The organism is Bradyrhizobium cosmicum, assembly GCF_032290525.1.
GTDB classification, from domain to species: domain Bacteria; phylum Pseudomonadota; class Alphaproteobacteria; order Rhizobiales; family Xanthobacteraceae; genus Bradyrhizobium; species Bradyrhizobium cosmicum_A.
In genome coordinates, this window is sequence record NZ_JASXTA010000003.1 from 305,997 (window position 1) to 332,011 (window position 26,015).

A 26,015-nucleotide genomic window follows, 5' to 3' on the forward strand; every position below is an offset into this window, starting at 1 on the left:
TGCAACCCTGGTTCATTCAACCACCAGCAGCCGCGGCATGCTGCGCCGCCATCTCGGCATCGGCGGCATTGATCCGCTGGAACGCGGGACGCGAGGTCATGCGCTCGGCATAGCGAACGAAGACGTCGTTTTTCGGCACGATGCCGAACATCATGGTCCAGCTGAACGCGACGCCCCACAGCACGTCCGCCGCGGTCATGCGCTCGCCGAGCAGATACGGCCCCTTCAACAGCTGCGACTCGAGCGCACCGAGCATCGTGTCGTAGTCGGCATAGGGCGATTGCGTGATCGGCGCCGGCTCGCGCTGCATGAACTTGTCGATCAGGGCCGGCTCGAACGAGGCACCGTAATAGGCGATCCAGCGCAGGTAAGGACCGCGCAGCGGATCGTTCAGCGCCGGCGTCAGGCCCGCGTTCGGGAAGAGATCGGCGAGATAGATGGTGATGGCGACCTGCTCGGTCACAAGCGCGTCGCCATGACGGATCGCCGGCACCTTGCCGAGCGGGTTGATCGCGAGATAGTCGGGCTTGCGCTGCTCGCCAGCCTTCATGTTGAGGACATGGAGATCGTAGGGCGCGCCCAGCTCCTCCAGCAGCACCCGCGTGCCGGTGGCGCGGCTTTGCGGGGAGTAATAGAGGGTGATGCGGTTCGGATCGGTCATGGCAGGTCTCCATCTGGCCCTTCGGCGGATGCGCATCTCTAGCAAAGCATACCTGACATCCTATGTCAGGTATGCTTTATGGGATCATGCGCGCCAGCCGAATGCTGTCGATCCTCACCACCCTCCAGGCCAGGGGACAGGTCACCGCGCCCGAGCTTGCGGAGGCCTGCGAAGTCTCGGTGCGCACGATCTATCGCGACATCGACGCGCTCGCGGCCTCCGGCGTCCCTGTCTATGCCGATCGCGGCGCGGAGGGCGGCTATCGCCTGCTCGACGGCTATCGCGTGCGGCTGAATGGATTGTCGCAGAGCGAGGCGGAAGCGCTGTTCCTCGGGGCATTGCCCGGCCCTGCCGCGGCGCTCGGACTGGATGCCGCGATGCTCGCCGCGCAGAACAAGCTGATGGCGGCGCTGCCTGCCAATTTGCGCGAGGACGCCGGGCGGATGCAGGAGCGATTTCATCTGGATGCGCCGGGCTGGTTCGGCGAGACGGAGGAGCCGAAGCATCTGCGCGCCGTTGCCGGCGCGGCCCTGCGCGGGACGCTGATCAAGATCCGCTACCAGAGCTGGCGTTCAGAGAAGCAGCGCCGCGTCGCACCGCTCGGCCTGGTACTGAAGGGCGGCAGTTGGTATCTCGCAGGCCAGGTCGACGGCAGCGTGCGCACCTATCGCATCGCGCGCGTGCTCGACTGCGCGGTGCTGGAGGATCGCTTCGATCGTCCCGCCGGTTTCGATCTCGCCGCCTATTGGCGGGATGCCACGCTACGTCTCGAAGCCGAGATGCATCCCAATATCGCAATCGTGCGGCTGTCGCCGCTCGGCGTGAAACTGCTCGACGCGCTGAGCCAGCCTTACGTGAAGGCGCGCACGCAGGTCGAAGAGATCACCGACGCGGACGGCTGGCGCATCGCCCGAGTGCCGACCGGCAAGACGTCGTGGCATGCCGCGGCCGAATTGCTGCGGTTCGGGCCTGAGGCCGAGGTGCTGGAGCCCGCCGATCTGCGCGAGAAGATGGCGCAGATGACACAGGCGATGGCCGCGCGTTATCGCACGGCGGCGCGGAAAGCCTCGCGGCGGCGCATTGCGCAGCAGCCCACGAAACAATCCTGAAACACGATTCTCAGCCGGCGCCATGAACGCATTGGCGCCTCGGCCCGACCGAGATGCAGGGACACAACAACGGCTTCGTGCCAAATGGAGAATGAAGATGTTTCGTAAGCTTGCACTTGGTCTGATCGCCGCCGCCGCGTTCGGAGCTGCCGCGCTCGCCCCCACCGCCGCCTCGGCAGGCGGCTTCCATCATCATCACTGGGGTCACCACTGGGGTCCGGGCTTTGGTTTTGGCGGCGTCTACGTCAACACCGGCATCAACAACTGCTACCAGGAGCGCCTCGTTCGGACCCGGCACGGTCTGCGCGTCCGCGTCGTCAATGTCTGCGCCTACGGGATCTACTGATACATCGCCTTCCCCGACAAGACTCCGGTCGCGCTGCGACCGGAGTCTTGCGTTGGGCTAAACCCCCTGCCAATTCCGCCGAAACCAAGCCCAGGTCTCACGTGTCGTCCTGATGTAGCCGCGGCCGCGATGAACGATCTCGCCATCGACGATGCCGTTCAGCTTCGGCAACGCGTGAAACGGGATCGAGGGATAGGCGTGGTGCTCGACATGGTAGGGCATGTTCCAGGCAAACCATTTGACGACGGCGCCGGTATAGGTGGTGCGTGTGTTCTCGAAGGCACTGCGGGTGCGGTCGCAGCCGGTGTGCTCGGCCAGGAGATAGGGCCGCAGGAAGAATTGCCCGAGGATCAGCGGCACGATCCAGACCCAGAGCAGCAGCGCCGAGGAAAACCACAGCGACAGCCCGAGCAGCAGCACATAGAGCGCGACATAGGCGCGGGCCTCTCGCACGATGGTGGCGCGCCTGGTCTCGGAAATCCAGGGCACGGTGACCTTGCCGGTGATGGCATGGCCCAGCATCAGCCGGAGCCGGCCGGCGACCTGGAGCAGGCCGCTATAGGCGATCGCAAGCTGCGTGTCGGATCTCGGCTTCACGCCGACGATCAATTCGGGATCCTTCTCCAGATCCTGGGTGTAGCGGTGATGGTCCCAGTGATACAGGCAGTAATATTCGTACGGCAGTCCGACGATGAAGCCCGAGAGATAGCCGACCGCGAGATTGAGGCCGCGGCTCCTGAACGCAGTCTTGTGCGCGGTCTCGTGCACGGCCATGAACAGGAAGGCGACGACATAGCCCTGCACCGCCATCAGCGGCAGCGCCCAGAGCACGCCATGGCGTGAGGCGACGATCCAGACCAGCATGCCCGCGAGCAGGACCACGCCGTAATGGCCGAGGCTTTGCACGGCGCCCCTGAGATTGGAGCGGACCGACAATTCGCGCAGCATCGCGGGTGTCAGCGGCTTGAGGCGATGGCCGTGCTCTGAAACGGTCGCGTCAGTCATGATCGATGCCTTCCTCACTTGCGAGAAGTTCACTTGGCGAGAAGTTCGGCGATCTCGGCCTTGATGAAGGCCTGGTCGCGCGGATGATTGACGGGATTGCCGGCACGATGGCCGTGCAGCGACTGGATCGGATGCAGCACCGCCGATTTTGCGTTGACCAGCCGGCCGAGCTCGTCCTCGTTGTCGCGAACGTCGAAATAGCGGTCGGTCGCCCCCGGCATCAGCAGGATATGCGCCTTGATCGCCGCCAGAGCGCGATCGAAATCACCGCCGAAGGTCGCGCAGCGGCTGACATCGCCGCCCTGCCAGATGGCGATCTGAGCCAGGAGATCGTTGGCATCGCGCCGCGCAAAGACCACGTCCCAGGCGCGGACGAGGTAGTCCTCCAGCGACGCGAAGCCCGCCTCGCGCCAGAGCTCGTCGCGATAGAAACCGTGCGACATCGCCCAACCGGCATAGACGCGGCCCATGGCGCGATAGCCCGCGACGGGCTTCTCGATGAAGCGGCCGTCGCGGAAGGCGGGATCACCGGTCAGCGCGGCCTTCACGCTTTCGAGAAAGACATGATTATAAGGCGCACAGCGCGCGCTGCCGCAGACGACCGCGGCACGCTCGACCATGTCGGGATGCAGCGCCGCCCAGTGATAGGCCTGCATGCCGCCCATCGACCAGCCATAGATGAGGGCGAGCTTTGTGATGCCGAAGCGCTCGGTGAGCAGCCTGTGCTGGACAGCGATGGCGTCGTGATAGGTGACGTGCGGGAACGGCGCGGCCGTATTCGACGGCGAGGAGGACAGGCCGTTGCCGAACAGGTTCGGGACAATGATGAAATAGCGCGTGGAATCGAGCACGCCATCGGGCCCGATCAGCCATTCAGTGTCGATGTGCTGCGCGCTGAACGAGGTCGGATAGAGGATGACGTTGTCCCTGGCGGCGCTCAGGGTGCCGTAGGTCTTGTAGGCGAGCTTGAGTGACGGGACGACGGTGCCGGACTGAAGCGCAACGCCGCCCGCTTCGAAAATCTCGTAGTCGACTTGCCCGGCCATACGTTCGATCCCGCCCGCGGCCGCACAACGCACCCCGCCGAACCGATCATGCATCGATCGTGCCGGACCAGCATACGCATCGTTGCGCCGCATTTAATAACTGTACTTATAGTACATTTATTAAGCGAGCGCAATACGAATTCCGCCGCGCTAGCTTAGGCGATCGCCGCGATGTATCGCGCGACCGACGCCGCGAACGCGGCCTTGGCCCCGCCAGCGATGTTGCGGCCCCACCAAGCGCCGTAGATGCGGTCGAAAGCCAGCGGTTCGACCGCAGCCGCGATCCGCCGCACTGCGGCTGCATTGAGCGGCATGTAGTTCGGATAGGAGTACATGAAGCTGACGAAGCGGCGGTCCATCGTCACCTGTGCGATGTCGCCGGTCAGCAGTGCGCCCTTGCCGTCCGCGCCGCCCGACCAATGCAGCATGGTGGCGCCGGCGAAGTGACCGCCGGTGCGCAGAAGCAGCAAATCGTCGGACATGCGATGGCTGTCGCCGCTCCAGTGCACGATCGCCGGATGCGGCCGCGTCACCCATTGGCGGTCATCGGCATGCAGATAGACCGGCACGCCGCCGAACGCCTCGCTCCAGTCGGCCAGCGCGCCATAATAGTGCGGATGCGAGATCGCGATCGCCTTCAGCCCGCCGAGCGAGTGCACATGTGCGATCGCCTCCGGCGTCGCCAGCGGCACGCAGTCCCACATCACGCAACCAGCGGCCGATGGCACAAGCAATGCGCGCTGGCCGATGGCAAAGCTGGGCTCGAGCGAGAGGCCGGTCAGGCCGAGATCGTCGCGCCAGATGACGCGGTGGCGTTCAGCCAACGTCTCGCGCGTCAGGAAGATTTGTCCCTTCCAGCCGACATACTGCCGTTCATCCTCGCAGATCGGACAGGACGCCGGCGGCGTTCCGTTTGCCGAAAATTGCGCGCCGCAGGTCTCGCAGGTCCAGAGAGGCATGCCGTACTCCCACGAGGGACGATCCGATTTCAATAAAGACTTCCTGGCCATGACCGCAAGGCCATCGCGGGGGCGAGACCAGGAACCAACCCGATCAGCGCCCGTTACACTTTCGTCCGCGCCAGAACGATTGGCTGAAAGGATCACGTCCCACCTGCCGAATCCCGGCTGGAGACCACGTTTTGGTATCGATGACATCGCGGTCCCCCTCCTCGTCTCGAATCTGGCCCCTGTTTGCACTGAACTTCTTCATGGCCGACATGCAGTCGGGCATCGGGCCGTTCGTCGGCGTCTTTCTCCAGGAGCGTGGCTGGGCGAGTGGATTGATCGGCACCGCGATGACGGTTGGCAATGTCGCGGGCATGCTGGTCACGACGCCGATCGGCGGCTTCATCGATGCCAGCCGCAACAAGCGGCTGTGGGTCATCATTCCCGGCATCTGCGTGGTCGCGGCGTCCGCGATCATCCTAATCTCGCAGAATTTCTGGGCGGTGACGTTCTCGCAGGTCGCGCAATCGCTGGCGAGCGCCGCGATCGTGCCGGCGGTGACCGGCATCACGCTCGGCATCGCCAAGCAAAAGGGTTTCAATGCACTCAACGGCCGCAACCAGGCGTTCAATCACGCCGGCAACATGGTCGGCGCGGCGCTGTCGGGCTATCTCGGCTACAGATTCGGCTATGTCGCCGTATTCGTGCTGGCTGCCGTGTTCGGTGCTATCGCGATCGCCTGCGTGCTGATGATCCCCGCCAAGGCGATCGATGACCGCGCCGCGCGCGGCAGCAAGGAGGATGATTCCAAGGCTCCGCCGGATGCGATGACGATGCTGCTCAAACACAGGCCGCTGCTCGTGCTGGCGCTGGCGCTCGCTCTTTTTCACCTCGGCAACGCCGCGATCGTGCCGCTCTATGGGCTTGCGGCGGTGGCCGAGGGGCAGGCCAACGGTCCGAGCTTCGTCGCGACCACCGTCGTGATCGCGCAGGGCGTAATGGTCGTGACGTCGCTGATCGCGATGAAGGCCGCGAGCAAGCGCAATTACTGGCCGGTGATCCTGGTGTCCTTCATGTTCCTGCCGATCCGCGGCGTGCTCGCCTTCTTCGTGACGGGATGGTGGGGCGTCGTGCCGATGCAGGTGCTCGACGGCATCGGCACCGGACTTCAGACCGTCGCGGTCCCCGGCATGGTCGCCCGCTCGCTCAACGGCTCCGGCCGCATCAATCTCGGCCAGGGCGCCGTGATCACCGTGCAGGGCGTCGGCGCAAGCCTTAGTCCCGCGCTCGGCGGCTGGATCGCGCAATGGATCGGCTACGGCCCGACCTTCCTGCTGCTCGGCGGGTTCGGGCTTGCGTCAATGGCGCTGTGGCTGGCATTCGGCGCGGCGGTCAAGAAGTATTGAGGACATCCCTGCGGCGCGCGGGAGAGACGAAAAGTCGCTACGTCGCAAAATTCGTCTGGATCGCCTTGTCGAGCGTCTCGCCGCCGACGAAGCGCTGGCGCAGCTCGCGCTTGAGCAGCTTGCCGCTCGGGTTCTTCGGCAGGCTATCCACGAAGATGACGCGCTTGGGCACCTTGAAATGCGCCATCTGGCCGGCGCAATGCTTGATGACGGTCTCCTCGTCGAGCGCCTCGCCGGTCTTGACCACGACGATCGCGGTCACCGCCTCGATCCAGCGCCGATCGGGCAGGCCGACCACGGCGACCTCGGAAACCGCGGAGATACGATAGACCATCTCCTCGACCTCGCGGCTGGCGACATTCTCGCCGCCGGTCTTGATCATGTCCTTGACGCGATCGACCACACTGATGTGGCCCTCTTCATCGACGGTGGCGAGATCGCCGGAGTGAAACCAGCCGCCGGAGAACGCCGCCGCCGTCTTGACAGGATCGTTGTAGTAGCCGGACAGCAGATGCGGCGAACGGTGCACGATCTCCCCGACCTCCCCCGCCTTGACGTCCTCCATCGCCGCATTGACCACGCGCGTTTCGACATTGAGCACGGGCTTACCGGCCGAGCCGGCCTTGCGGAGCTGATCCTCCGGACGCAGCACGGTCGCGAGCGGTGCGATCTCGGTCTGGCCGTAGAAATTCCAGAACTTCACGTTGGGCAGGCGGCGCTGCAGCTCGAGCAGCACTTCCACCGGCATGATCGAGGCGCCGTAATATCCCTTCTGGAGCGTCGACAGGTCGGTGCTGTCGAAATTCGGCGAGCGCAGCATCGCGATCCAGATCGTCGGCGGCGCGAAGAAGGACGTGATCTTGTGGGCCTGGATCAGCGCGAGGATGTTGTGGGCGGTCGGCTTGCCCGTGATCACGCCGGAAGCGCCGAGATAGACTTGCGGCCCCAGGAACACGTCGAGCTGGGCGCAATGATAGAGCGGCAGCGCGTGCAGGAACTTATCCTCCACGCTCATGCCGCCGTCGATGATGCAGCTGACATACTGCCACATCACGGCCTCATGGGTCAGCATCGCGCCCTTGGGCAGGGATTCCGTGCCGCTGGTGTAGACGATCTGCGCGAGATCGCGGCTGTCGACGGACGCGTCCAGAAACGAGCCGTCGGGATAAAGGAGATCGTCGAAGGTGGTGAGGCCCGCGGGCGCGGATGCCGGATCCTCGCCCGGCAGCCAGATCATCTTCTCGACCGCACAATCCCTGGCGCTTGCGGCCTTCGCCGGTTCGACGAAATCGGGACCGGCCGCGAGCAGCTTGGCGCCGGAGCTCTTCAGGATGAAATTGATCTCCTCCGGATTGAGCATGAAGTTGATCGGCACCAGCACCGCACCGATGCGCGCGAGTGCGAAGCGCAGCGCCGCGAAGGCGTGCGAGTTGCGCGAGAGCACGGCGAGACGGTCGCCTTTCTTGACGCCGAGGCCGAGCAGGCCGCGGCCGAGCCGGTTGCAGATCGCGTCCATCTCGGCAAAGGTCCAACTGACATGGCCGCAGCTCACCGCGAGCTTGTTGGGCTCACGGCCGGCCGATCGGCGCAGGAGATCGCCGATGGAATGCTCGCGCGCTTTCGCGATGGTGGCTGCAGTATCGCTCAACATTTCCACTCCCCAAGATTTGCAATTTGCGCAAAGCGTAGTCGGCGCTGTCGTCTGCGTCAAATTGCCTGCACGGCGACGTCATGACGCAAGAATTGCCGCTTCGCCGGAGCAAGTTTGGATTGGTACACCAACAATAAATATCGGGGGAATGCCATGTATCGGATCGCGCGCGCCGCTTTTGCGGCCGGGCTGCTGTCTGCGTTTTTCGTCAATCCATCGCTCGCCCAGCAGACCCCGCTCAAGATCGGCGTGCTCTCCGACTTCTCCTCCGTCTATTCCGATATCGGCGGCCAGGGGAATGTCGAGGCCACAAAAATGGCCATCGAGGACTTCGGCGGGCAGATGTTCGGCAAGCCGATCGACATGCTCTCGGCCGACGTCCTCAACAAGCCCGACGTTGCCTCCACGATCGCGCGGAAGTGGTGGGAGACCGAAGGCGTCGACATGATCATCGACCTGCCGACCTCGGCTACTGCGCTTGCGGTGATGGAGCTGTCGAAGCAGTACGAGAAGATCATGATCGTGACGGACGCGGCGAGCTCCGACATCACCGGCAAGTCCTGCTCGCCCTATACCGCGCACTGGACCTACGACACCTACGCCAACGCGCACACGGTCGGCAGCGCCATCGTCAAGAACGGCGGCGACAGCTGGTTCTTCCTCACCGCCGACTACGTGTTCGGCCATTCGGTCGAGCGCGACACCGGCGAGGTGGTGAAGGCGGCGGGCGGCAAAGTGCTCGGCAGCGTCAAGCATCCGCTCAACACGGCGGACTTCTCGTCCTTCCTGCTCCAGGCCCAGGCCTCCAAGGCCAAGATCATCGGGCTCGCCAACGGCGGCGGCGACACCATCAACGCGATCAAGCAGGCCGGCGAGTTCGGCATCGTCGCGGGCGGCCAGAACCTGGCTGCGATCGTGATGTTCATCTCCGACGTGCACAGCCTCGGGCTCAAGCTCGCACAGGGCCTGATCATCACCGAGGCTTATTACTGGGACCTCAACGACAAGACCCGCGCTTTCGGCAAGCGCTTCATCGAGCGTATCAAGCGCATGCCGACCATGAACCAGGCCGCGACCTACAGCGCGACGCTGCACTATCTCAAGGCGGTGCAGGCCGCCGGCACCAAGGACACCAAGACGGTGATGGCGAAGATGCGAGAGCTGCCGGTGAAGGATGCCTTCACCGATAACGGCACACTCCGCGAGGACGGCCGCATGGTGCACAGCATGTACCTGTTCCAGGTCAAGAAGCCCGAGGAATCGAAGGGACCGTGGGACTACTACAAGCTGCTCGCCGAAGTCCCGGCCGATCAGGCGTTTCGGCCGCTGAAGGACGGCGGCTGTCCGCTGGTGAAGTGAGGCAAGCGGGCGAGCGTTCAAGCCTGCGCGATATTGATCTTACAGCTTGTGTCCCTTCTGGCGCAGCGCCTCGATCAGACGCTGCTTTAATTCGTCGGCGGCCTTCCGGCTGACGTCTTGGCTGATCTGCGCGCTCGCCTGGGCCAGCGCATCCGACTTCTCCAGGAATTTTCGTCCCGCCGGCCCGGCATAGAACGCCTCGATCTGGCCCAGCTCATCGGCGCTGAAGCTTTGGGCATAGAGGGCGGCGATCTGGTCGGTCATCGACGCCACGAACGGGGCGTAGATCTCCGAGCCGGGCGCCGTCATCGCGTCGTAATCGCGCTCGATCTCCGGCCTGTCCTGCGCGACCACGGGCCGGAGCGCGAGCAGGAGCTGCGGCAACAGCACCCGATACTGATCCGCGATCTTCAGGGTGACGACGAGCTTGCGCGCGGCAGCCATCGTCTCGGGCGACGGTGCTTGCGCCGCGGCACTGCAGACCAGGAGCAGGAGGGCGCCTGCGATCGTCAACAAACGTCGGGACATTGATATCTCCGTTGGACTTCTCCACGAGGATGCAGGCGGGCGACGTTCAATGCGCAGCGGGCGCCGCGGCGGTGGTCGCGGCCGGGGCGCTGTCCAATGCGGTGTCGGCTTCCTCGAGCTCCGTCACCTTCACGAAGAGATTCGGCACGCGCTCGGCGCGATCGAGCAGCCAGGCCGCGCCGATCATGATGACGATGCCGACGATGGAGACGGCGACCTGCTCCCAAATGCCCTTATTGTACTGGGTCAGGATCCAGTGCGCCGAGAACGACAGGAACACGCCCAGGCAGAAGATCGGCAGCGAATGCTGGCCGCACAGGATGACGGGCCGCAGCCAGGCTGCGCGCAGCGTTCGCCATTTGCGCGAGACCAAATAGGTGACCCAGATCGCCAGCGCGAGGAAGTGGGTGAAGCGCAGCATGTCGAGATCGGTCTTGTCGATCGGGTAGATCAGCCTGATCATCCATTTTGGGATCAAGGCTTCGAGCGCAGGGACGTGCCAGGTCATCACGATCAGCAGAGCGAAGACCAGCCAGGCCGCGGCCAGCCCCATCGTGGCCTTCGACCATACCCATCTCGCGATCTTCTCGATCTGGCCGATACCGCACCAGGCGGCGAACACGAACATCAGCTGCCAGCAGAACGGGTTGAAGTACCAGGTCGTGCCGGGCGGATAGGAGGCGATGTTCCAGTCGAACCAGCGCGACAGCAGATAGAGCACGACGGAGCCGGCGAGCGTCAGGTTCGGCCGGCGCACCAGGCACCAGACGATGAAGGGCGAGGCGAACACCAGCGTGATGTAGAGCGGCAGCACGTCGAGATTGACCGGCTTGTATCTCAGCAGGATCGCCTGCCCGATCAGCTCGTCCGGATGCGACAGGAAATTGAACACGTTGAACTCGTGCTCGTACATCGGATTGTCGAAGCGTCGCGCGGTGCGGGCAATCTGCGCCGTGAACAGCAGGAACAGCATGATGTGGGCGACGTACATCTCGAGCGCGCGCCGCCACAGCCGCTTGACCGCGGCGAGAAACCAGCCACCGGCGACGATCGGCCCGTAGATCCAGCCGACCAGATAGCCGGAGATGAAGACGAAGAACTCGGCGGCGTCGCTGAAGCCGTAATTGCGCAGGGTCAGCCAGGCCACGACGTCGTGCGGGATGTGGTCGAGGAAGATCATCCACAATCCGATGCCGCGGAAGAGATCGAGCCGCAAATCGCGCTCGACCGGCGCGAGCAGCGCTGACTGGTCCCGTGTGATCATGGCCCCGCCTCGTTCGGTGGGCGTCGCGCCATCGCGGCGCCGAAAAATCGGATGCTAAAAAATTGAAATCAGAAGTCACCTGGCCCTGCGGCTAGTGGCAACGGTAGTCCACCTTGGAGGGCGCGCAAGGGGCTTTGTCATCGGCGCGGATAGCGAGGGCGTGCCATCCTTTGCGCTGCACCATTGGCGCGCCCTTCGAAATAGGCGAAAACAACCCCATGCACAGTAGCTAAACCCTTGCGTTGCCTGCGGGATTTATTTGAAGCGTGGGCCGGTATCGGCTGCCCCGCCGGGAGCGCGATCAGGTGAGCTGGTCGCCGCGCGCGAGCATGTCGTTCAGCAGCGCCTCGGCCTTGTGCTGGAGCGGCAGCGCGCCGCTTTCGGAGGCGATCGCGATAGCTGCCCGCAAGGACGCGAGAATGGTTGCCTCGTTCTCCGGGCTGAAAGCCGGCGTCACCATGGCTTCGCCGAACAGGGCCTCGGCCTCGAGACCTGAAAACCCCTGCTGCCGCGCCGTGTTGCGCGCCTCGCGCAGCATGTTCTGCGCGGCCTCGACGTCGCCGAGGCGGCAGGTCGCGAGCGCCAGATAGATCGAACTGCGCAGCACCGCCGAGGTATAGCCGACCGCCTTGGCCTCCTCGCGCGCCTCGGTCAGCATGCCGCGCGCCCGGTCGAACAGCCCCTGCTCGAGATAGGCGATGCCGAGGTGGCAGGCCAGCACCGGCACGAACAGCCCGATGCCGTGTTTCTGCGCGAGCACAAACCCCTCTTCGAGAATGGCGGCGGCCGCAGCCTCGGTCGACGCACGGCAGCAGCTGTCCGAAAAGTAAGTCGCGCTTCGGCGACATCATCCTCTGATCGGGCGCGGGCCGGCACTTTGCCGGCCCGCGCTTTTTGTTGTGCGCCCGGGAAAGGCAATGAACGCGCCGTAGCCACAGCCCCTGTCGCGTCTGTCCCGTCTCGCGTCATGGGCCTGTCGCACTAAGATGGTCCGCTACCACTCAGTGCGCGCGACTCGTTTCCCTCGGAACGCGCGCGCTGGTTTGACAGGAGCGGCCGATGCCGGTGGGACTGCTGGAGGTCGAAGGCACCATCGAGGTCAAGCAGTTCTGGCCGGAAGGGCGGTCGGATGCCGACACCACCAAGGTCGTAGTGACCATCGCGCCGGACGCGATACGCTTCCGCAAGAACGATGCGTCGCCGTTCCAGCCGACCCACGTGTTCGAGGGCGCCAAGGTCAAGGGCCGGACCGCGACCGCGCCGATCAAGAACGGCAAGCTCACCGTTCGCCTCCAGGGCATCGACGCACCGGAGCTGCACTATCAGCCGTCGCCGCTCTCGACCGCCGAGAAGAAGGGGCTGAGCGACGCCAAGCGGCAGGCCTATCACGAGGTCACGCATTCTTACCGGCAATTCCTCGGCGCGACGGCGAGCAAGGCGCTGCATGATTTTCTTGGCAACAGCGGCAAGCCGGCGATCGCCTGCCGGGTGTTCACCCATGTCAATGCCCCGAACGAGGTGTTCGACACCTATGGGCGGCTGGTCGGCGACATCGAGGTGACCGTCGGCGGCCACACGGTCGACATCAACCACTGGCTGGTCGTGCAGGGCTTTGCCTATCCGACGTTCTACTCCTCGATGAACGAGGACGAGATCCGCGCCTTTCTCGCGCTCGCCAAGACCGCGCGGTCGAAGAAGCTGCCGGTCTGGAAGCACCTCGCCAGGACGATTGGCGCGTTCGACTTCGACCTGCGCGAACCCAGGACAAACGAAACCGGCGTGCTCGCGACCGACAAGGGCCCGGTGATCCCGCCAAAACTCTACCGCCGCTATACCAACTGGTCGGCGCGCAAGAAGGCCAAGGTGACGAGCCAGAATTTCCAGAAGTTCTTGAGCGAAGGCTCCGGCGGCAAGCCCGACACCTGCTACGTGATCGACGATTTCCTGGCCAACGGCGTGCACTCGGCGACGCCGCGGAATTTTGCGGAGTTCGTCGAGGGCGGGAAAAAGATCAAGTTTCAGCCGCAGGGGCTGGTGTTTGGGGAAGCGCCGTCGACGCTGGTTGGGGCGGACAGGAAGGCGATCAAAGAGTTTTGAGGACGGGGCAGCATACCCCAAACAAAAAATGGCCCGCTCAATGCGGGCCATTTTCGTCTCGGAACCGGTAAAGTCCGAACTTGGTTGCGGGGATAGGATTTGAACCTATGACCTTCAGGTTATGAGCCTGACGAGCTACCGGGCTGCTCCACCCCGCGTTAAACCGTTGCTTTGCTTTCCAAAATGCCGGGGACGGTGAGATAAGGCCGGCGCTGTTCGCGTGGCTTGCTCTTCCGTCCCAAAGGCTTCCTTGGAAGGCAACCCCGGGCCAAGCCCGTCGGGTGCAGGGCGTATCTATCAACACGGGCTGCCTTTGGAAAGGGCTGCGGGTACGTTTTTTTCGACTTTATGACAGGCGGACGGACCAAATCCGGGTCCGTTTGGCGCGTCCTTGCCAGAAGTTCCACAAAGGGCCAGCTTGCGGCAACAAAACCAAGGGCGAATGCCGCTAACGAGGGAGAACGCCATGGACAAATCCCTGACAAGCGCCCCGCTTCGCGACCTCGAAGACGCCTTCCACGCCATGGTCGCACAGTCGCGAGCCGAGCCGGCGCCCGACCTCGCCGGGCGGCTCGACCGGCTGACGCGGCTGCGCAGTGTCGTCGTCGACAACGAGGAGCGCTTCCGGCAGGCGATCTCGGCCGATTTCGGCCATCGCTCGGCGGTGGAGACCACCATCGCCGAGACCATGCTGGTGTTCTCCGAGATCCGGCATGCCACCAAGCACCTCAAGAGCTGGATGGCGCCGCAGCGTGTCGCCACCGCGCTGCAATTCCTGCCCGCGCGCAACCGGCTGATGCCGCAGCCGCTCGGCGTGATCGGCATCATCGCGCCGTGGAATTACCCGCTGCAGCTGACGCTCGCGCCCGCGATTGGCGCGATCGCCGCCGGCAACCGTGTCGTCATCAAGCCGAGCGAGCTGGCGCCGCACTTCGCGAGCCTGCTGAAGGAAGCGATCTCCGCAAGGTTCGATGCCACCGAAATGCTGGTGACCGGCATCGAGGACGAGATCGCAAAGGCTTTTGCGACGCTGCCGTTCGACCACCTCGTGTTCACCGGCTCGACCCGGGTCGGCCGGCTGGTCGCGGAGGCCGCGGGGCGCAATCTCACGCCCGTCACGCTCGAGCTCGGCGGCAAGTCGCCGGCGATCGTCGACGCCTCGGCCGATCTGGAGGAGGCGGCCGAGCGCATCGCCTATGGCAAGCTGCTCAATGCCGGGCAGACCTGCATCGCGCCGGACTACGTGCTGGTGCCAGAGCGCTCGTTGCAGGCCTTCGCCGAGAAGGTGCGCGCGCAGATGCGGCGCATGTTCGGCACCGATCCCGCCAACAAGGACTACACTTGCGTGATCTCCGACCGGCATTACGCGCGGCTGGAGGGACTCGTCGCGGATGCCGCCCAGCACGGCGCAAAGATCCTGCAACCGGCGAAGGCCGACGATCCCAACTGGAAAGCGCACCGCAAATTCCCGCCGACGTTGATCGTGGGTGCGACCGGAGACATGGCGGCGATGCGGGAGGAGATTTTCGGGCCCGTGCTGCCGGTGCTGGGCTATCGCGAACCGGCGGACGCCATCGCGTTCGTCAACAAGCGCGACCGGCCGCTGGCACTGTACTGGTTCGGCAAGGACCGCAGCGTGCGCGACGAGGTGCTGGCGCGCACCATCTCCGGCGGTGTCACAATCAACGACTGCCTGTTTCACTTCACGCAAATCAACCAGCCGATGGGCGGCGTCGGCGCGTCCGGCACCGGTGCTTATCACGGCGAATGGGGCTTCAAAACGTTCAGCAAGCTGAAGCCGGTGTTCTACCGCTCAAAATTCAACCGCCTCGCCGATCTCTATCCGCCCTATGGCGGCAAGATCGCGCGGCTGGAGAAGCTGATGCGGTTCATGTCGTAGGGGTGGTCGTTCCGGGGCGCGAAGCGAACCCGGAACCTCGTCATTCTGGTTCGATGCTCCGCATCGCCCCGGAATGACGAGAAGCAGGGGAAACATCAGTGACTGACACATTCGATTTCGTCGTCGTGGGCGCGGGCTCCGGCGGCTGCGCGGTGGCGGGGCGGCTGTCGGAGGATGCTGCGACATCCGTGGCGCTGCTGGACGCCGGAGGACGGAACGACAATTGGCGGATCACCACGCCATTCGGGCTCGCCTTACCTTACAGAGCGGCCAACTGGGCCTTCGATACCGTGCCGCAGAAGGGATTGAACGGCCGTATCGGCTATCAACCGCGCGGCAAGGGCCTCGGCGGCTCCTCGGCGATCAACGCCATGGTCTACATCCGCGGTCACAAATGGGATTACGACCACTGGGCCTCGCTCGGCAATGCCGGCTGGTCCTACGCCGATGTGCTGCCCTATTTCAAGCGTGCGGAGAACAACACCGATTTTGACGGCGCGTATCATGGCAAGGGCGGCCCCCTGCACGTCAACAAGCTGCGCTCGGACAATCCGATCCACGACGTCTTTCATCAGGCCGCGCGCGAGGCGCAGTTCCGCATCCGCGAGGACTTCAATGAAGATGACCACGAGGGGCTCGGCAGCTACCAGGTGACCCAGCACAAGGGCGAACGCTGGAGCGCGGCGCGCGCCTACCTGCATCCCCACATCGACAAGCGCGCCAATCTGCGCGTCGAGACGGGGGCGCAGGCCACGAAAATCCTGTTCGAAGGCACCCGCGCGGTCGGCATCGAATATGTGCAGGGCAAGCAGACAAGGCAGCTGCGCGCCCGCCGCGAGGTGATCCTCGCCTCCGGCGCCTTCCAGTCACCGCAATTGCTGATGCTGTCGGGTGTCGGCGATGGCGATGCGCTTTGCGCGCACGGCATTGACGTCGTGCATCATTTGCCGGGCGTCGGGCGCAATCTGCAGGACCATCCAGATTTCGTGTTCGTCTACGCCTCCGACTATCCGCACTTCGTTCATTCTTCCCTCGGCCGGCTGCCGTTCCTGCTGCGCGCCATCCAGCAATTCCGCCGCGAGCGACGCGGCCTGATGACCACCAATTTCGCCGAATGTGGCGGCTTCCTGAAGACCAGCCCCGACCTCGAAGTATCAGACGTTCAGCTGCACTTCGTCATGGCCATGCTCGACGACCACGGCCGCAAGAAGCACAAGCAGGCGGGTTTCTCATGCCATGTCTGCCTGTTGCGACCGAAGAGCCGCGGCAGCGTGTGGCTGAAAAGCGCCGATCCGCTCGCTGCACCCATGATCGATCCAAACTTCTTGGGCGAAGCAGAGGATCTCGAGGCGATGGTCGCCGGCTTCAAGACCACTAGACGGCTGATGGAGACGCCTGCGCTACGCGCATTGCAGAAGAAAGACATGTTCACGTCTGATGTCAGGACGGACGACGACATCCGCGCCATCCTGCGCGCGCGCGTCGACACCGTCTATCATCCCGTCGGCACCTGCAGGATGGGCACGGATGCGTTTGCCGTGGTCGATCCGGCGCTGAAGGTGCACGGCATGGAAGGATTGCGCGTCGTCGACGCCTCGATCATGCCGACGCTGATCGGCGGAAACACCAACGCGCCGACCATCATGATCGGGGAAAAGGCGGCGGATATGATCAGGGCGGAGATGCGGGCGAGTTAGCGATCTTGGTGCCTCATACTCCGCCGTCGTCCCGGACAAGCGTAAGCGCAGATCCGGGACGACAGCGGTGGTTAATTCAACAAGAACCCGCCGTCCACCGTCACCACACTTCCCGTCATGTACCGCGACGCGTTCGAGGCCAGCAGCAGGATCGCGCCGTCGAGATCGGACTCGGCGCCGACGCGGCGCTGGGGGATGCGCTTTGCCAATCGCTCGCCTGCCGGCGTGGACCAGAAGGCGTGGTTCATCTCGGTGTCGATATAGCCGGGCGCGAGCGCGTTGATGCGGATGTTCTGCCCGGCGAGCTCCAGCGCCATCGCCCTGGTCGCCTGGATGATGCCGGCCTTGGAGATCGCGTAGGGCGAGACCGCCTTCAGCACGCCGGTGCCGAGCACGGAGGCGATGTTGACGATGTTGCCTCCCTGCTTGCGCGCGATCATGCGCCGCGCAACTTCGGTCGCGAGGAAATAGGCGCCCTTGAGGTTGGCACCGATCACGGCGTCCCAATCGGCTTCGGTCTGCTCGGTCGCAAGTTTTTCGATGGCGATGCCCGCATTATTGATCAGCACCGTGATCGGACCGAGCACGGCTTCCGTGGCATCGACGGCCTTCGCGATCGAGGCAGTGTCGGTGACGTCGAGCGCGACCGCGGCCGCGCGGCCGCCCGTGCCGCGGATCTCCTCTTCCAGGCTCTTGAGCTTATCAGTCTGCCGCGCCGCGAGCGCCACGGCCGCGCCATTGGCGGCCAGGACCCGGGCAAATTGCCGCCCCAGCCCCTGGCTTGCGCCGGTGACGAGGATGGTTTCTTTACTGACGTCGAATAGGTCTGACATAAGCGAGGTCCCGAGCTTTGGAGCCCACCAATACAGACGATTTTAGCGATCTGAAACCGGAATGATCGGTTCGGCGTTCATTCGTTCCATGGCAGGCTCTCGCGCATGAACAGTTTCGATCTCGCGGTCTACGCGGCGCTCGCGATCGCGATCGGCTTCGGTTTCAGGACCGGCCTGCTCCGCAGCGCCATGACCATTCTCGCCTACCTTCTTGCCGCGCCCATCGCGGTCGCGCTGATGCCGTTGATCGCGCCGCAGCTTACAGCCAATCCGAACTCGCCGCTGCTGCAGAACTGGATCTGGTTCTTCGGGATCTTCGTGGTCGTCGGCATGCTGTTCGGATATATCGGCCGGTTCTTGCTGGACGACACGGTCGGCGAGGCCGGCATCGGCGACCGGCTCGGCGGCGCCGCGCTCGGCGCCATCAGGGTCGGCCTCGTCGCCACCACGCTGGTGCTGGTGTTCGACCGTATCGTGCCGGCCAACCGCCAGCCTCCTTTCCTTGCGGGCTCCCATCTGCGGCCGCTGTTCTCGGCCGCCGGGCAGATGGGCTTCAAGACACTCCCCCCGGAGGCGGTGTCCGCGATCGACCGCCTCAAGCAGGAACGGCGCATCTGATCAGGCGCATTTGCATCGCAGCGCCGAGGCGCATGCATTTTGGTACGAGCCCCTCCCTTATCAGCGGCACCACACTTGGCTAGAGTGCCGCCGTCCAAAAAACCTGCCTGACATTACGGAGTGAAACAGTGGATCTTGGGATCAAAGGTCGCCGCGCCATCGTCTGCGCATCCAGCAAAGGCCTCGGCCGTGCCTGCGCCATCTCGCTGGCGGAGGCCGGCGTTCACGTCACGCTGACCGCGCGCGGCGCCGAGGCCCTGAAGAAGACGGCCGACGACATCCGCAAGGCCTGTCCCGACGTGACCGTCACCGAGATCGTCGGCGACATCACGACGCCCGCAGGCCGCGAGGCCGTGCTGAAGGCGTGTCCCGAGCCGGACATTCTGATCAACAATGCCGGCGGCCCGCCGCCCGGCGATTTCCGCAACTGGACCCGCGACGACTGGATCAAGGCGATCGACGCCAACATGCTCACCCCGATCGAGCTGATCAAATCGACGGTGGACGGCATGATGGCGCGCAAGTTCGGCCGCATCGTCAACATCACCTCGGCCGCCGTAAAGGCGCCGATCGACATTCTCGGCCTCTCCAACGGCGCGCGCGCCGGCCTCACCGGCTTCATCGCCGGCCTGTCGCGCAAGACCGTGATCAACAACGTCACCATCAACGGCCTGCTGCCGGGCCCGTTCGAGACCGATCGTCTGACCGGCACCGCGAAGGCCGAAGCCGACAAGCGCGGCGTCACGCCGGACCAGATTTTGGCCGAGCGCGCCAAGTTGAACCCGGCCGGGCGCTTCGGCCAGCCCGACGAGTTCGGCTATGCCTGCGCTTTCCTGTGCGGCGCCAAGGCCGGCTTCATCACCGGGCAGAACATCCTGCTCGATGGCGGTGCGTTCCCGGGCACGCTGTAACCTCATCACGACGCAAACCATCCACGAGACTTCGTCATGCCCGGGCTTGTCCCGCCTGCGCGGTCGAAGCCGCTTCGGCGAGGCGAAGGCCCGGGCATCCACGTTCTTTGCACCACGAAGCAAGACGTGGATGGCCGGGACAAGCCCGGCCATGACGACGGGAAACGAGCGGGACTGATCACCGCTGCTTCGTGATCTCGTCCTCGTCCCGCTGGCTCGGAGCGGATGAATCGGCGGTGAGGCCTTCTTCGGTCCAGTTGATGCCGAATTCGTCGAGCCCGTCCGCGAGCAGATCGCCCAGCATCGGCTCGCCGAGCAAATAGTGCACCGTTTCGCGGCGCGGGCTGCGATATTCGGACCGCGCCTCCACGGCACGGGCGCGCAAATCATCCCAATCGTCGATCGTGCCGTCACCGCGCCCGAGCCAGGTCAGTGCGACGAGATCGAGCTGCTCGTCTTCGTTCAGGGCGATCATGAAGCTGCCGAGCTCGTTGCGAACCGGATCGGAGCCGTCGTCTTCGAGCACGTCGACCGCATCGTCATCGGTGGCGTTCGAACCGGAATCCGGGTCGGAATTTCCTTCCTTGACGTCGAACTCGCGCGCCTTTTCGATGATGAAGGCGACCTTTTCGGCGGAAATTGCAAGCTCTGGCATGACTGGCCCTTTGGCTGTCCCTGGGTTCCCGCGATAACGCCGCATCTCGCCAGATGATCCATTGCGCCTGATGCGGAAACTGCGCATGTTCCGTGCCAAAGCAAGAACACCAAAGCAAGAATATGGGGATGCGCCGGATGCAGTGGACGGTCGGCAAGGTCAAGATTACAAAACTCGTTGAATTGGAGACGGTCGGCTCGACCCGCTTCATTCTGCCTCTGGCGAGCAACGAGGAGATCCGCAAGCTCCCGTGGCTGATCCCGCATTTCGCCACCGAAGAGGGGCGGCTGAAAATGTCGATTCATTCGCTGGTGGTGGAGACACCAGGCAAGCGCATCGTGGTCGACACCGGGCTCGGCAACGACAAGCAGGGCCGCAACGTCCCGACCTGGAATAACCGCACCACACCGTTCCTGGAGACCTTGACGGAGGCGGGCTTTGCGCCTGACAGCATCGACACCGTGCTGTGCACACATCTTCATGTCGATCATGTCGGCTGGAACACGAAGCTGTCGGGCGGCAAATGGGTGCCGACCTTCCCGAACGCGCGGTACGTGTTCGGCAAGACCGAATACGAACACTGGCGCGACCATTCCATCGAGCCGGACAAGCAGGCGGTGTTTGGCGATTCCGTCAAGCCGATCGTCGATGCCGGCCGGGCCGATCTGATCCCGAGCGACCATCGGCTGTCCGACGAAATCAGCATGATCCCGACCCCGGGCCACAGCCCCGGCCATATGAGCATTTTGATCCGGTCCGACGGCGAGCAGGGCCTGCTCACTGGCGATGCCGCTCATCATCCGTGCCAGATGGCCCATCTCGACTGGTCCTCGACCGCGGACTCCGATCAGGCCCAATCGGCCGCGACGCGGCGCGAGCTGTTCGGCCGGTTTGCCGACACGCCGACATTGGTGATCGGCGGGCATTTTTCGGCGGGGCATATCAAGCGGGACGAGGATGCGTTCAGGTTTGTGGCGCTGGGGTGAACTGCGTGCTCCGGACGCGGTTGCAACGTGCAACGTTGCGCCGCTGAGCCGGGCACGAGACCCGTAAGCCGACCCATTCGCCCGCCGAATCAAGAGGGCTGCAATGCATCCCCTTTCGGCGGTTGAATTTCCCGCCGCCCTGTTCCATGAAGCTATTTAACCGCTTGGTCCATCTCAGGGAGAAACGAGAATGAAGCTTGTTCGTTACGGCGAAAAGGGTGCGGAAAAGCCCGGCCTGATCGACAAATCCGGCCAATTGCGCGACCTGTCGGCGCATGTGAAGGACCTGACCGGCGACGCCTATTCGCCTGATACCCTGAAGAAGCTGGCAGGCCTCGACCCGGCCTCGCTTCCCGCCGTCTCCGGCAAGCCCCGCTTCGGCGCGCCTGTCACCGGCATCTCGAAATTTGTCGCCATCGGTCTCAATTACAGCGACCACGCCAAGGAAACCGGCGCTGCGATCCCGACCGAGCCGATCATCTTCATGAAGGCCAACACCTCGCTGTCCGGCCCGAACGATGCGGTCGAGAAGCCGCGCGGTTCGACCAAGCTCGACTGGGAGGTCGAGATCGCCGCGATCATCGGCACCCGTGCCAAATATGTCTCGGAAGCCGACGCACTGAACTACGTCGCCGGCTACTGCGTCTGCAATGACGTCTCCGAGCGCAACTTCCAGACCGAGCGCCTGGGCCAGTGGACCAAGGGCAAGTCGCACGACACGTTCGGCCCGCTCGGCCCGTGGCTCGCCACCAAGGACGAGATCAAGGACGTGCAGAACCTGTCGATGTGGCTCGACGTCAACGGACAGCGCCGCCAGACCGGCTCGACCAAGACCATGATCTTCTCGATGGCCAAGTGCATCTCCTATGTCTCGCAGTTCATGACGCTCCTGCCGGGCGACATCATCACCACGGGCACCCCGCCCGGCGTCGGCCTCGGCATGAAGCCGCCGACCTTCCTCAATGTCGGCGACGTCGTCACGCTCGGCATCGAAGGCCTCGGCGAGCAGCGCCAGGAGATCGTGGCGGCGTGAGCTGCGATCACCACACCACTCGTCGTCATGCCCGGGCTTGTCCCGGGCATGAACGTCTCCCAATCTAACCACGCGGAAGCGCGTGGATGGCCGGGTCAAGCCTGGCCATGACGAGGGAGATACCGTTCGTACAATATCGATCGCAGGGAATTGTCCCATGAAGCTCACCTTCTCCCCCGCCTCACCCTTTGCCCGCAAGGTGCGCATCGCCGCGATCGAGCTCGGGCTGATCGACAAGATCGAGCTGACGCCCGCGACGGTCGCGCCGGGCACCGCCAACGAGGACTATTCGCGCATTACGCCGCTGAAGAAGCTGCCGGTGCTGATCACCAATGACGGCGACGTGATTTTGGACTCCTACGTCATCGTCGAATATCTCAACGAGATGGCGGGCGGCAGCCTGATCCCGGATTACGGTCCGCGGCGCTGGAAGGCCAAGACCAATCATTCGCTGATCAACGGCATGCTCGATTCCATGCTGCTGTGCCGCTACGAGAAGATGGTGCGGCCGCAGGGCCTGCAATGGCAGGCGTGGTCGGACGACCATTGGAACCGGGCGTGGACCGGCATGGCGCGGTTCGAGAACATGCCGGACGTTTTGAACGGCCCGTTCGACATTTCGCAGATCGGTCTCGTCTGCGTGCTCGGCTATGCCGATTTCCGCTTTGCCGATTGCGGCTGGCGCAAGGCCTATCCCAAGCTCGACGCCTTCCATCAGAAGATGCTGAAGCGGCCTTCCGTGCAACTCTCTGTACCGCCGGCAGCGTAAATCGCGGGAGTACCCATGAGCCTTACATTCTCGGTCGGCGATCTCACCATCCATCGCGTCATCGAGCAGGAAACGCCGTTCTTCCCTGCGCTGGAGTTCATCCCCGGGCTGACGCCTGAGGTGCTGGCCGAGAACCGCGCATGGATGCGCGAGGCCAAGGCGCTGGATGAGCAGGACGCGCTGCTCCTGTGCTTTCAGTCCTACGTGATCAAGTCGCCGCACCACACCATTCTGGTCGACAGCTGCATCGGCAACGACAAGCCGCGAACACGGCCGAGCTGGAACATGAAGACCGACGACGCCTACATGCGCAGCCTCGCCGCCGCCGGCATGTCGCCGGGCGACATCGACTTCGTCATGTGCACGCATCTGCATGCCGATCACATCGGCTGGAACACCCGGCTGGAGAATGGCCATTGGGTACCGACCTTCCCGAAGGCACGTTACGTCTTCGCCAAGCGGGAGTTCGACTATTGGTCCGAGCAGAACGCGAAGGCGGAGGTGCCGGCCTTTGCCGACAGCGTGCTGCCGGTGGTCGAGGCCGGACGCCACGAGCTCGTCGGCGGCGATCATCAGATCGGCGATCACGTGCGCATCCTGCCGACGCCGGGCCACACGCCGGGTCATGTTGCGTTCACGCTTGGACGCGGCAAGGACGATGCGGTGTTCTCCGGTGACCTCATCCACTCGCCGTTGCAGGCGCTCTACCCGGAGCTGTCGATGAAGTTCGACGTCGATCAGGCGCAAGCCGCATCGACGCGCCGCAGCTTCCTGGAACGCTATTGCGACACCGACACGCTGTGCTGCACCGCGCATTTTCCCTCGCCGTCGGTGGGGAAGATCAGGCGCAAGGGCAGCGGCTTCGTTTGCGCGGCGGTGTAGCGCGCGCCCTGCTTCCGTCATGCCGGGGCTTGTCCCGGGCATCCACGTTCTTACAATCGATCACCAACAAGAACGTGGATGGCCGGGACAGGCCCGGTCATGACGAGGAAACAAACATGACTGCACTCCCCGACATCCCCCTGCCCGCTGGCATTCGCTCGCGGTATGTCGACGGCATCAACGGCTTGCGCATGCACGTGCTCGAGGCCGGCTTCGAGACCAAGGGGCGGCCCTGCATCCTGCTGCTGCACGGCTTCCCGGAGCTTGCCTTCTCCTGGCGCAAGGTGATGCCCGTCCTCGCCGCAGCCGGCTATCACGTGATTGCGCCGGACCAGCGCGGCTACGGCCGCACCACGGGATGGAGCGCCGATTACGACGACGATCTCGCGCCCTTCTCGCTCCTCAACCTGGTGCGCGATGCGCTCGCCCTGGTGTCGGCGTTCGGCTACAAGCAGGTCGATCTCGCCGGACATGATTTCGGCAGCCCGGTCGCGGCCTGGGGCGCGCTGATCCGGCCTGACGTGTTTCGCTCGGTGACGCTGATGAGCGCGCCGTTCGGCGGAGCACCGCCGCTGCCGTTCGACACTGTCGATGCGCCGGCGAAACCACCGATGGAAGACCCGGTGCATCGCGAGCTCGCCGCGCTGCCGCGTCCGCGCAAACATTATCAGTGGTATTATGCGACACGATCCGCGAATGCCGACATGCAACACGCGCCGCAGGGCGTGCATGATTTCCTGCGCGCCTACTACCATCACAAGAGCGCGGACTGGACCGACAACAAACCTTATCCGCTGAAGTCATGGTCGGCGGATGAACTCGCAAAGCTGCCGACCTACTACGTGATGGACGCCGGCGAGACGATGGCGGAGACAGTTGCGAAGGAGATGCCCTCGCCGGCCGCGATCGCCGCCAACCAATGGCTGCCCGACAGCGACCTCGCCTATTACAGCGCCGAGTATGGCCGCACCGGATTCCAGGGCGGGCTGCAATGGTACCGCTACGGCACGTCAGGCGCTCTGAATAGCGAGATGCAGCTGTTTGCGGGGCGCAGCATCGACGTGCCCTCCTGCTTCATCTCGGGCAAGCAGGATTGGGGCACCTATCAGCGGCCCGGTGTGTTCGAGGCGATGCAGGGCGGCGGGTGCACGAAGATGCTCGGCTGCCATCTGGTCGACGGTGCCGGTCATTGGGTGCAGCAGGAGCAGCCGGCCGAGGTGAGTCGGTTGCTGCTCCACTTCCTGGCGAAAACGGCGTGATTTGACCCGGGAACCATGGCGCCCTATATAGTTTAGAATAATTCTAAACTATCACCAGCAGGGCCGTCGTGAAGAATTTTGCCGATCTGACCGAGCGCGAGGTGCTCGCAGTCGCGATCTCCTCCGAGGAGGAGGACAGCCGCATCTATATGAGCTTCGCCGAGGACCTGAGGGAGCGTTATCCCGACTCGGCCAAGATCTTCGAGCAGATGGCCGAGGAAGAGCGCGGTCATCGTCACATGCTGCTGGAAATGTACGAGCAGCGCTTCGGCCCGCATTTGCCCCCGATCCGCCGCGAGGACGTCAAGGGCTTCCTGCGCCGCCGCCCGGTCTGGCTCACCAAGAACCTGCCGCTCGACACCATCCGCAGGGAGGTCGAGACGATGGAGCTGCAGGCCGAGCGCTTTTACGTGAAGGCGGCCGAACAGGCCGAGGACGTCGGCGTGCGCCGTCTGCTCGGCGATCTTGCCGAAGCCGAGAAAGGCCACGAGAACACCGCCGCCAAGCTGACGGACCAGATCCTGAGCTCCGACGTGCGCGCGGAGGAAGACCGCACCAGCCGCCGCATGTTCGTGCTGCAATATGTGCAGCCGGGCCTTGCCGGCCTGATGGACGGCTCGGTCTCGACGCTGGCGCCGCTGTTCGCGGCCGCCTTCGCCACCCACCAGAACTGGCAGGCCTTTCTGGTCGGCCTCGCCGCCTCGATCGGCGCCGGCATCAGCATGGGCTTTGCCGAAGCGCTGTCCGACGACGGATCGTTAACCGGCCGCGGTTCGCCCTGGCTGCGCGGCCTCACCTGCGGCTTGATGACGACGCTCGGCGGGCTCGGCCACACCATGCCTTATCTCGTGCCGGACTCCTGGCCCAACGCGTTCTGGATCGCGACCGCGATCGCAGGCGTGGTCGTGTTTTTCGAGCTGTGGGCGATCGCCTTCATCCGCGCGCGCTACATGGACACGCCGTTCCTCCAGGCCGTGTTCCAGATCGTGCTCGGCGGCGCCATCGTGCTGGCGGTCGGAATATTGATCGGGGCGGCGTAGCAGCCGCCCCTCG

The 26,015-nt window shown here is 64.3% G+C and carries 24 protein-coding genes, 1 tRNA gene and 1 pseudogene; 15 read left to right on the forward strand and 11 right to left on the reverse strand.

Going from position 1 to position 26,015, the window contains the following annotated elements; all coding sequences use genetic code 11:
• Nucleotides 1-16: 16 nt before the first annotated feature.
• Nucleotides 17-661, reverse strand: a complete 645-nt coding sequence (locus tag QSV46_RS07550) for a glutathione S-transferase family protein (RefSeq protein ID WP_314948705.1) — start codon at nucleotides 659-661, stop codon at nucleotides 17-19.
• Between the two features lie 86 nt (nucleotides 662-747).
• On the opposite strand from QSV46_RS07550, the gene QSV46_RS07555 reads away from it, so the two are divergent.
• Together QSV46_RS07555 and QSV46_RS07560 are read left to right on the forward strand one after the other, a co-directional pair.
• Complete coding sequence (locus tag QSV46_RS07555; protein WP_314948707.1) at nucleotides 748-1,770, forward strand: YafY family protein; 1,023 nt, start codon at nucleotides 748-750, stop codon at nucleotides 1,768-1,770.
• 97 nt (nucleotides 1,771-1,867) lie between these two features.
• Nucleotides 1,868-2,116, forward strand: a complete 249-nt coding sequence (locus QSV46_RS07560; RefSeq protein ID WP_314948709.1) for a hypothetical protein — start codon at nucleotides 1,868-1,870, stop codon at nucleotides 2,114-2,116.
• A gap of 57 nt (nucleotides 2,117-2,173) precedes the next feature.
• Here QSV46_RS07560 and QSV46_RS07565 read toward each other — a convergent pair whose 3' ends face one another.
• From QSV46_RS07565 to QSV46_RS07575, 3 genes are all read right to left on the reverse strand, one after another.
• The gene (locus tag QSV46_RS07565) at nucleotides 2,174-3,121 is read right to left on the reverse strand and encodes a fatty acid desaturase (protein ID WP_314948712.1); all 948 of its coding nucleotides are present in this window, start codon (nucleotides 3,119-3,121) and stop codon (nucleotides 2,174-2,176) included.
• A gap of 29 nt (nucleotides 3,122-3,150) precedes the next feature.
• The gene (locus QSV46_RS07570) at nucleotides 3,151-4,167 is read right to left on the reverse strand and encodes an alpha/beta fold hydrolase (RefSeq protein WP_314948715.1); all 1,017 of its coding nucleotides are present in this window, start codon (nucleotides 4,165-4,167) and stop codon (nucleotides 3,151-3,153) included.
• Between the two features lie 155 nt (nucleotides 4,168-4,322).
• Nucleotides 4,323-5,126: an MBL fold metallo-hydrolase gene (locus tag QSV46_RS07575; protein WP_314948717.1), complete on the reverse strand. Its 804-nt coding sequence runs from the start codon at nucleotides 5,124-5,126 to the stop codon at nucleotides 4,323-4,325.
• 191 nt (nucleotides 5,127-5,317) lie between these two features.
• Between QSV46_RS07575 and QSV46_RS07580 the strand changes: the two genes are divergently transcribed.
• Nucleotides 5,318-6,520 carry an MFS transporter gene (locus tag QSV46_RS07580; protein WP_314948719.1) on the forward strand — a complete coding sequence of 401 codons (1,203 nt, stop codon included), beginning with the start codon at nucleotides 5,318-5,320 and terminating at the stop codon, nucleotides 6,518-6,520.
• Nucleotides 6,521-6,557: 37 nt separating this feature from the next.
• Here QSV46_RS07580 and QSV46_RS07585 read toward each other — a convergent pair whose 3' ends face one another.
• Entirely contained in the window at nucleotides 6,558-8,171 is a 1,614-nt protein-coding gene (locus tag QSV46_RS07585; RefSeq protein WP_314948723.1) for an acyl-CoA synthetase, read from the reverse strand.
• Nucleotides 8,172-8,324: 153 nt separating this feature from the next.
• On the opposite strand from QSV46_RS07585, the gene QSV46_RS07590 reads away from it, so the two are divergent.
• Nucleotides 8,325-9,530 carry an ABC transporter substrate-binding protein gene (locus QSV46_RS07590; protein ID WP_314948725.1) on the forward strand — a complete coding sequence of 402 codons (1,206 nt, stop codon included), beginning with the start codon at nucleotides 8,325-8,327 and terminating at the stop codon, nucleotides 9,528-9,530.
• Nucleotides 9,531-9,569: 39 nt separating this feature from the next.
• Here the strand turns inward: QSV46_RS07590 and QSV46_RS07595 are convergent, their stop codons facing one another.
• The 3 genes and pseudogenes from QSV46_RS07595 to QSV46_RS07605 form a co-directional block, all read right to left on the reverse strand.
• Nucleotides 9,570-10,058, reverse strand: coding sequence for a DUF2059 domain-containing protein (locus QSV46_RS07595; protein WP_314948728.1), 489 nt, complete (start codon nucleotides 10,056-10,058; stop codon nucleotides 9,570-9,572).
• A 46-nt stretch (nucleotides 10,059-10,104) separates the two neighbouring features.
• Nucleotides 10,105-11,322, reverse strand: coding sequence for an OpgC domain-containing protein (locus QSV46_RS07600; protein WP_314948731.1), 1,218 nt, complete (start codon nucleotides 11,320-11,322; stop codon nucleotides 10,105-10,107).
• Nucleotides 11,323-11,623: 301 nt separating this feature from the next.
• A pseudogene (locus QSV46_RS07605) lies at nucleotides 11,624-12,115 on the reverse strand (ATPase); the annotation flags it as partial.
• Between the two features lie 266 nt (nucleotides 12,116-12,381).
• Here QSV46_RS07605 and QSV46_RS07610 point away from each other — a divergent pair.
• On the forward strand, nucleotides 12,382-13,419 hold the full coding sequence (locus QSV46_RS07610) for a thermonuclease family protein (RefSeq protein WP_314948734.1): 1,038 nt from the start codon (nucleotides 12,382-12,384) through the stop codon (nucleotides 13,417-13,419).
• A gap of 81 nt (nucleotides 13,420-13,500) precedes the next feature.
• Here the strand turns inward: QSV46_RS07610 and QSV46_RS07615 are convergent.
• A tRNA-Met gene (locus QSV46_RS07615) sits at nucleotides 13,501-13,577 on the reverse strand.
• A 308-nt stretch (nucleotides 13,578-13,885) separates the two neighbouring features.
• Here QSV46_RS07615 and QSV46_RS07620 point away from each other — a divergent pair.
• Together QSV46_RS07620 and QSV46_RS07625 are read left to right on the forward strand one after the other, a co-directional pair.
• Nucleotides 13,886-15,319, forward strand: coding sequence for a coniferyl aldehyde dehydrogenase (locus tag QSV46_RS07620; RefSeq protein ID WP_314948737.1), 1,434 nt, complete (start codon nucleotides 13,886-13,888; stop codon nucleotides 15,317-15,319).
• A 98-nt stretch (nucleotides 15,320-15,417) separates the two neighbouring features.
• The gene (locus QSV46_RS07625; RefSeq protein WP_314948739.1) at nucleotides 15,418-17,016 is read left to right on the forward strand and encodes a choline dehydrogenase; all 1,599 of its coding nucleotides are present in this window, start codon (nucleotides 15,418-15,420) and stop codon (nucleotides 17,014-17,016) included.
• 71 nt (nucleotides 17,017-17,087) lie between these two features.
• Here the strand turns inward: QSV46_RS07625 and QSV46_RS07630 are convergent, their stop codons facing one another.
• Nucleotides 17,088-17,849: an SDR family oxidoreductase gene (locus tag QSV46_RS07630; RefSeq protein WP_314948741.1), complete on the reverse strand. Its 762-nt coding sequence runs from the start codon at nucleotides 17,847-17,849 to the stop codon at nucleotides 17,088-17,090.
• A 105-nt stretch (nucleotides 17,850-17,954) separates the two neighbouring features.
• On the opposite strand from QSV46_RS07630, the gene QSV46_RS07635 reads away from it, so the two are divergent.
• Nucleotides 17,955-18,467 carry a CvpA family protein gene (locus tag QSV46_RS07635; RefSeq protein ID WP_314948744.1) on the forward strand — a complete coding sequence of 171 codons (513 nt, stop codon included), beginning with the start codon at nucleotides 17,955-17,957 and terminating at the stop codon, nucleotides 18,465-18,467.
• A 128-nt stretch (nucleotides 18,468-18,595) separates the two neighbouring features.
• Nucleotides 18,596-19,378 (forward strand): SDR family oxidoreductase, encoded by a 783-nt coding sequence (locus QSV46_RS07640; protein WP_314948745.1) that lies wholly within the window; start codon nucleotides 18,596-18,598, stop codon nucleotides 19,376-19,378.
• Between the two features lie 178 nt (nucleotides 19,379-19,556).
• Here the strand turns inward: QSV46_RS07640 and QSV46_RS07645 are convergent, their stop codons facing one another.
• The gene (locus QSV46_RS07645) at nucleotides 19,557-20,033 is read right to left on the reverse strand and encodes a DUF3775 domain-containing protein (protein ID WP_314948748.1); all 477 of its coding nucleotides are present in this window, start codon (nucleotides 20,031-20,033) and stop codon (nucleotides 19,557-19,559) included.
• A 137-nt stretch (nucleotides 20,034-20,170) separates the two neighbouring features.
• On the opposite strand from QSV46_RS07645, the gene QSV46_RS07650 reads away from it, so the two are divergent.
• The 6 genes from QSV46_RS07650 to mbfA all read left to right on the forward strand — a co-directional run bounded on the left by QSV46_RS07650 (nucleotide 20,171) and on the right by mbfA (nucleotide 26,002).
• Nucleotides 20,171-21,019: an MBL fold metallo-hydrolase gene (locus QSV46_RS07650; protein WP_314948750.1), complete on the forward strand. Its 849-nt coding sequence runs from the start codon at nucleotides 20,171-20,173 to the stop codon at nucleotides 21,017-21,019.
• A 190-nt stretch (nucleotides 21,020-21,209) separates the two neighbouring features.
• Nucleotides 21,210-22,052, forward strand: coding sequence for a fumarylacetoacetate hydrolase family protein (locus QSV46_RS07655; RefSeq protein WP_314948753.1), 843 nt, complete (start codon nucleotides 21,210-21,212; stop codon nucleotides 22,050-22,052).
• Nucleotides 22,053-22,209: 157 nt separating this feature from the next.
• On the forward strand, nucleotides 22,210-22,821 hold the full coding sequence (locus QSV46_RS07660) for a glutathione S-transferase family protein (RefSeq protein ID WP_314948755.1): 612 nt from the start codon (nucleotides 22,210-22,212) through the stop codon (nucleotides 22,819-22,821).
• 15 nt (nucleotides 22,822-22,836) lie between these two features.
• Nucleotides 22,837-23,703, forward strand: a complete 867-nt coding sequence (locus QSV46_RS07665) for an MBL fold metallo-hydrolase (protein WP_314948757.1) — start codon at nucleotides 22,837-22,839, stop codon at nucleotides 23,701-23,703.
• Nucleotides 23,704-23,819: 116 nt separating this feature from the next.
• The gene (locus tag QSV46_RS07670; protein ID WP_314948758.1) at nucleotides 23,820-24,962 is read left to right on the forward strand and encodes an alpha/beta hydrolase; all 1,143 of its coding nucleotides are present in this window, start codon (nucleotides 23,820-23,822) and stop codon (nucleotides 24,960-24,962) included.
• 68 nt (nucleotides 24,963-25,030) lie between these two features.
• On the forward strand, nucleotides 25,031-26,002 hold the full coding sequence (gene mbfA, locus QSV46_RS07675; RefSeq protein ID WP_314948761.1) for an iron exporter MbfA: 972 nt from the start codon (nucleotides 25,031-25,033) through the stop codon (nucleotides 26,000-26,002).
• The last annotated feature ends 13 nt before the right edge of the window (nucleotides 26,003-26,015 follow it).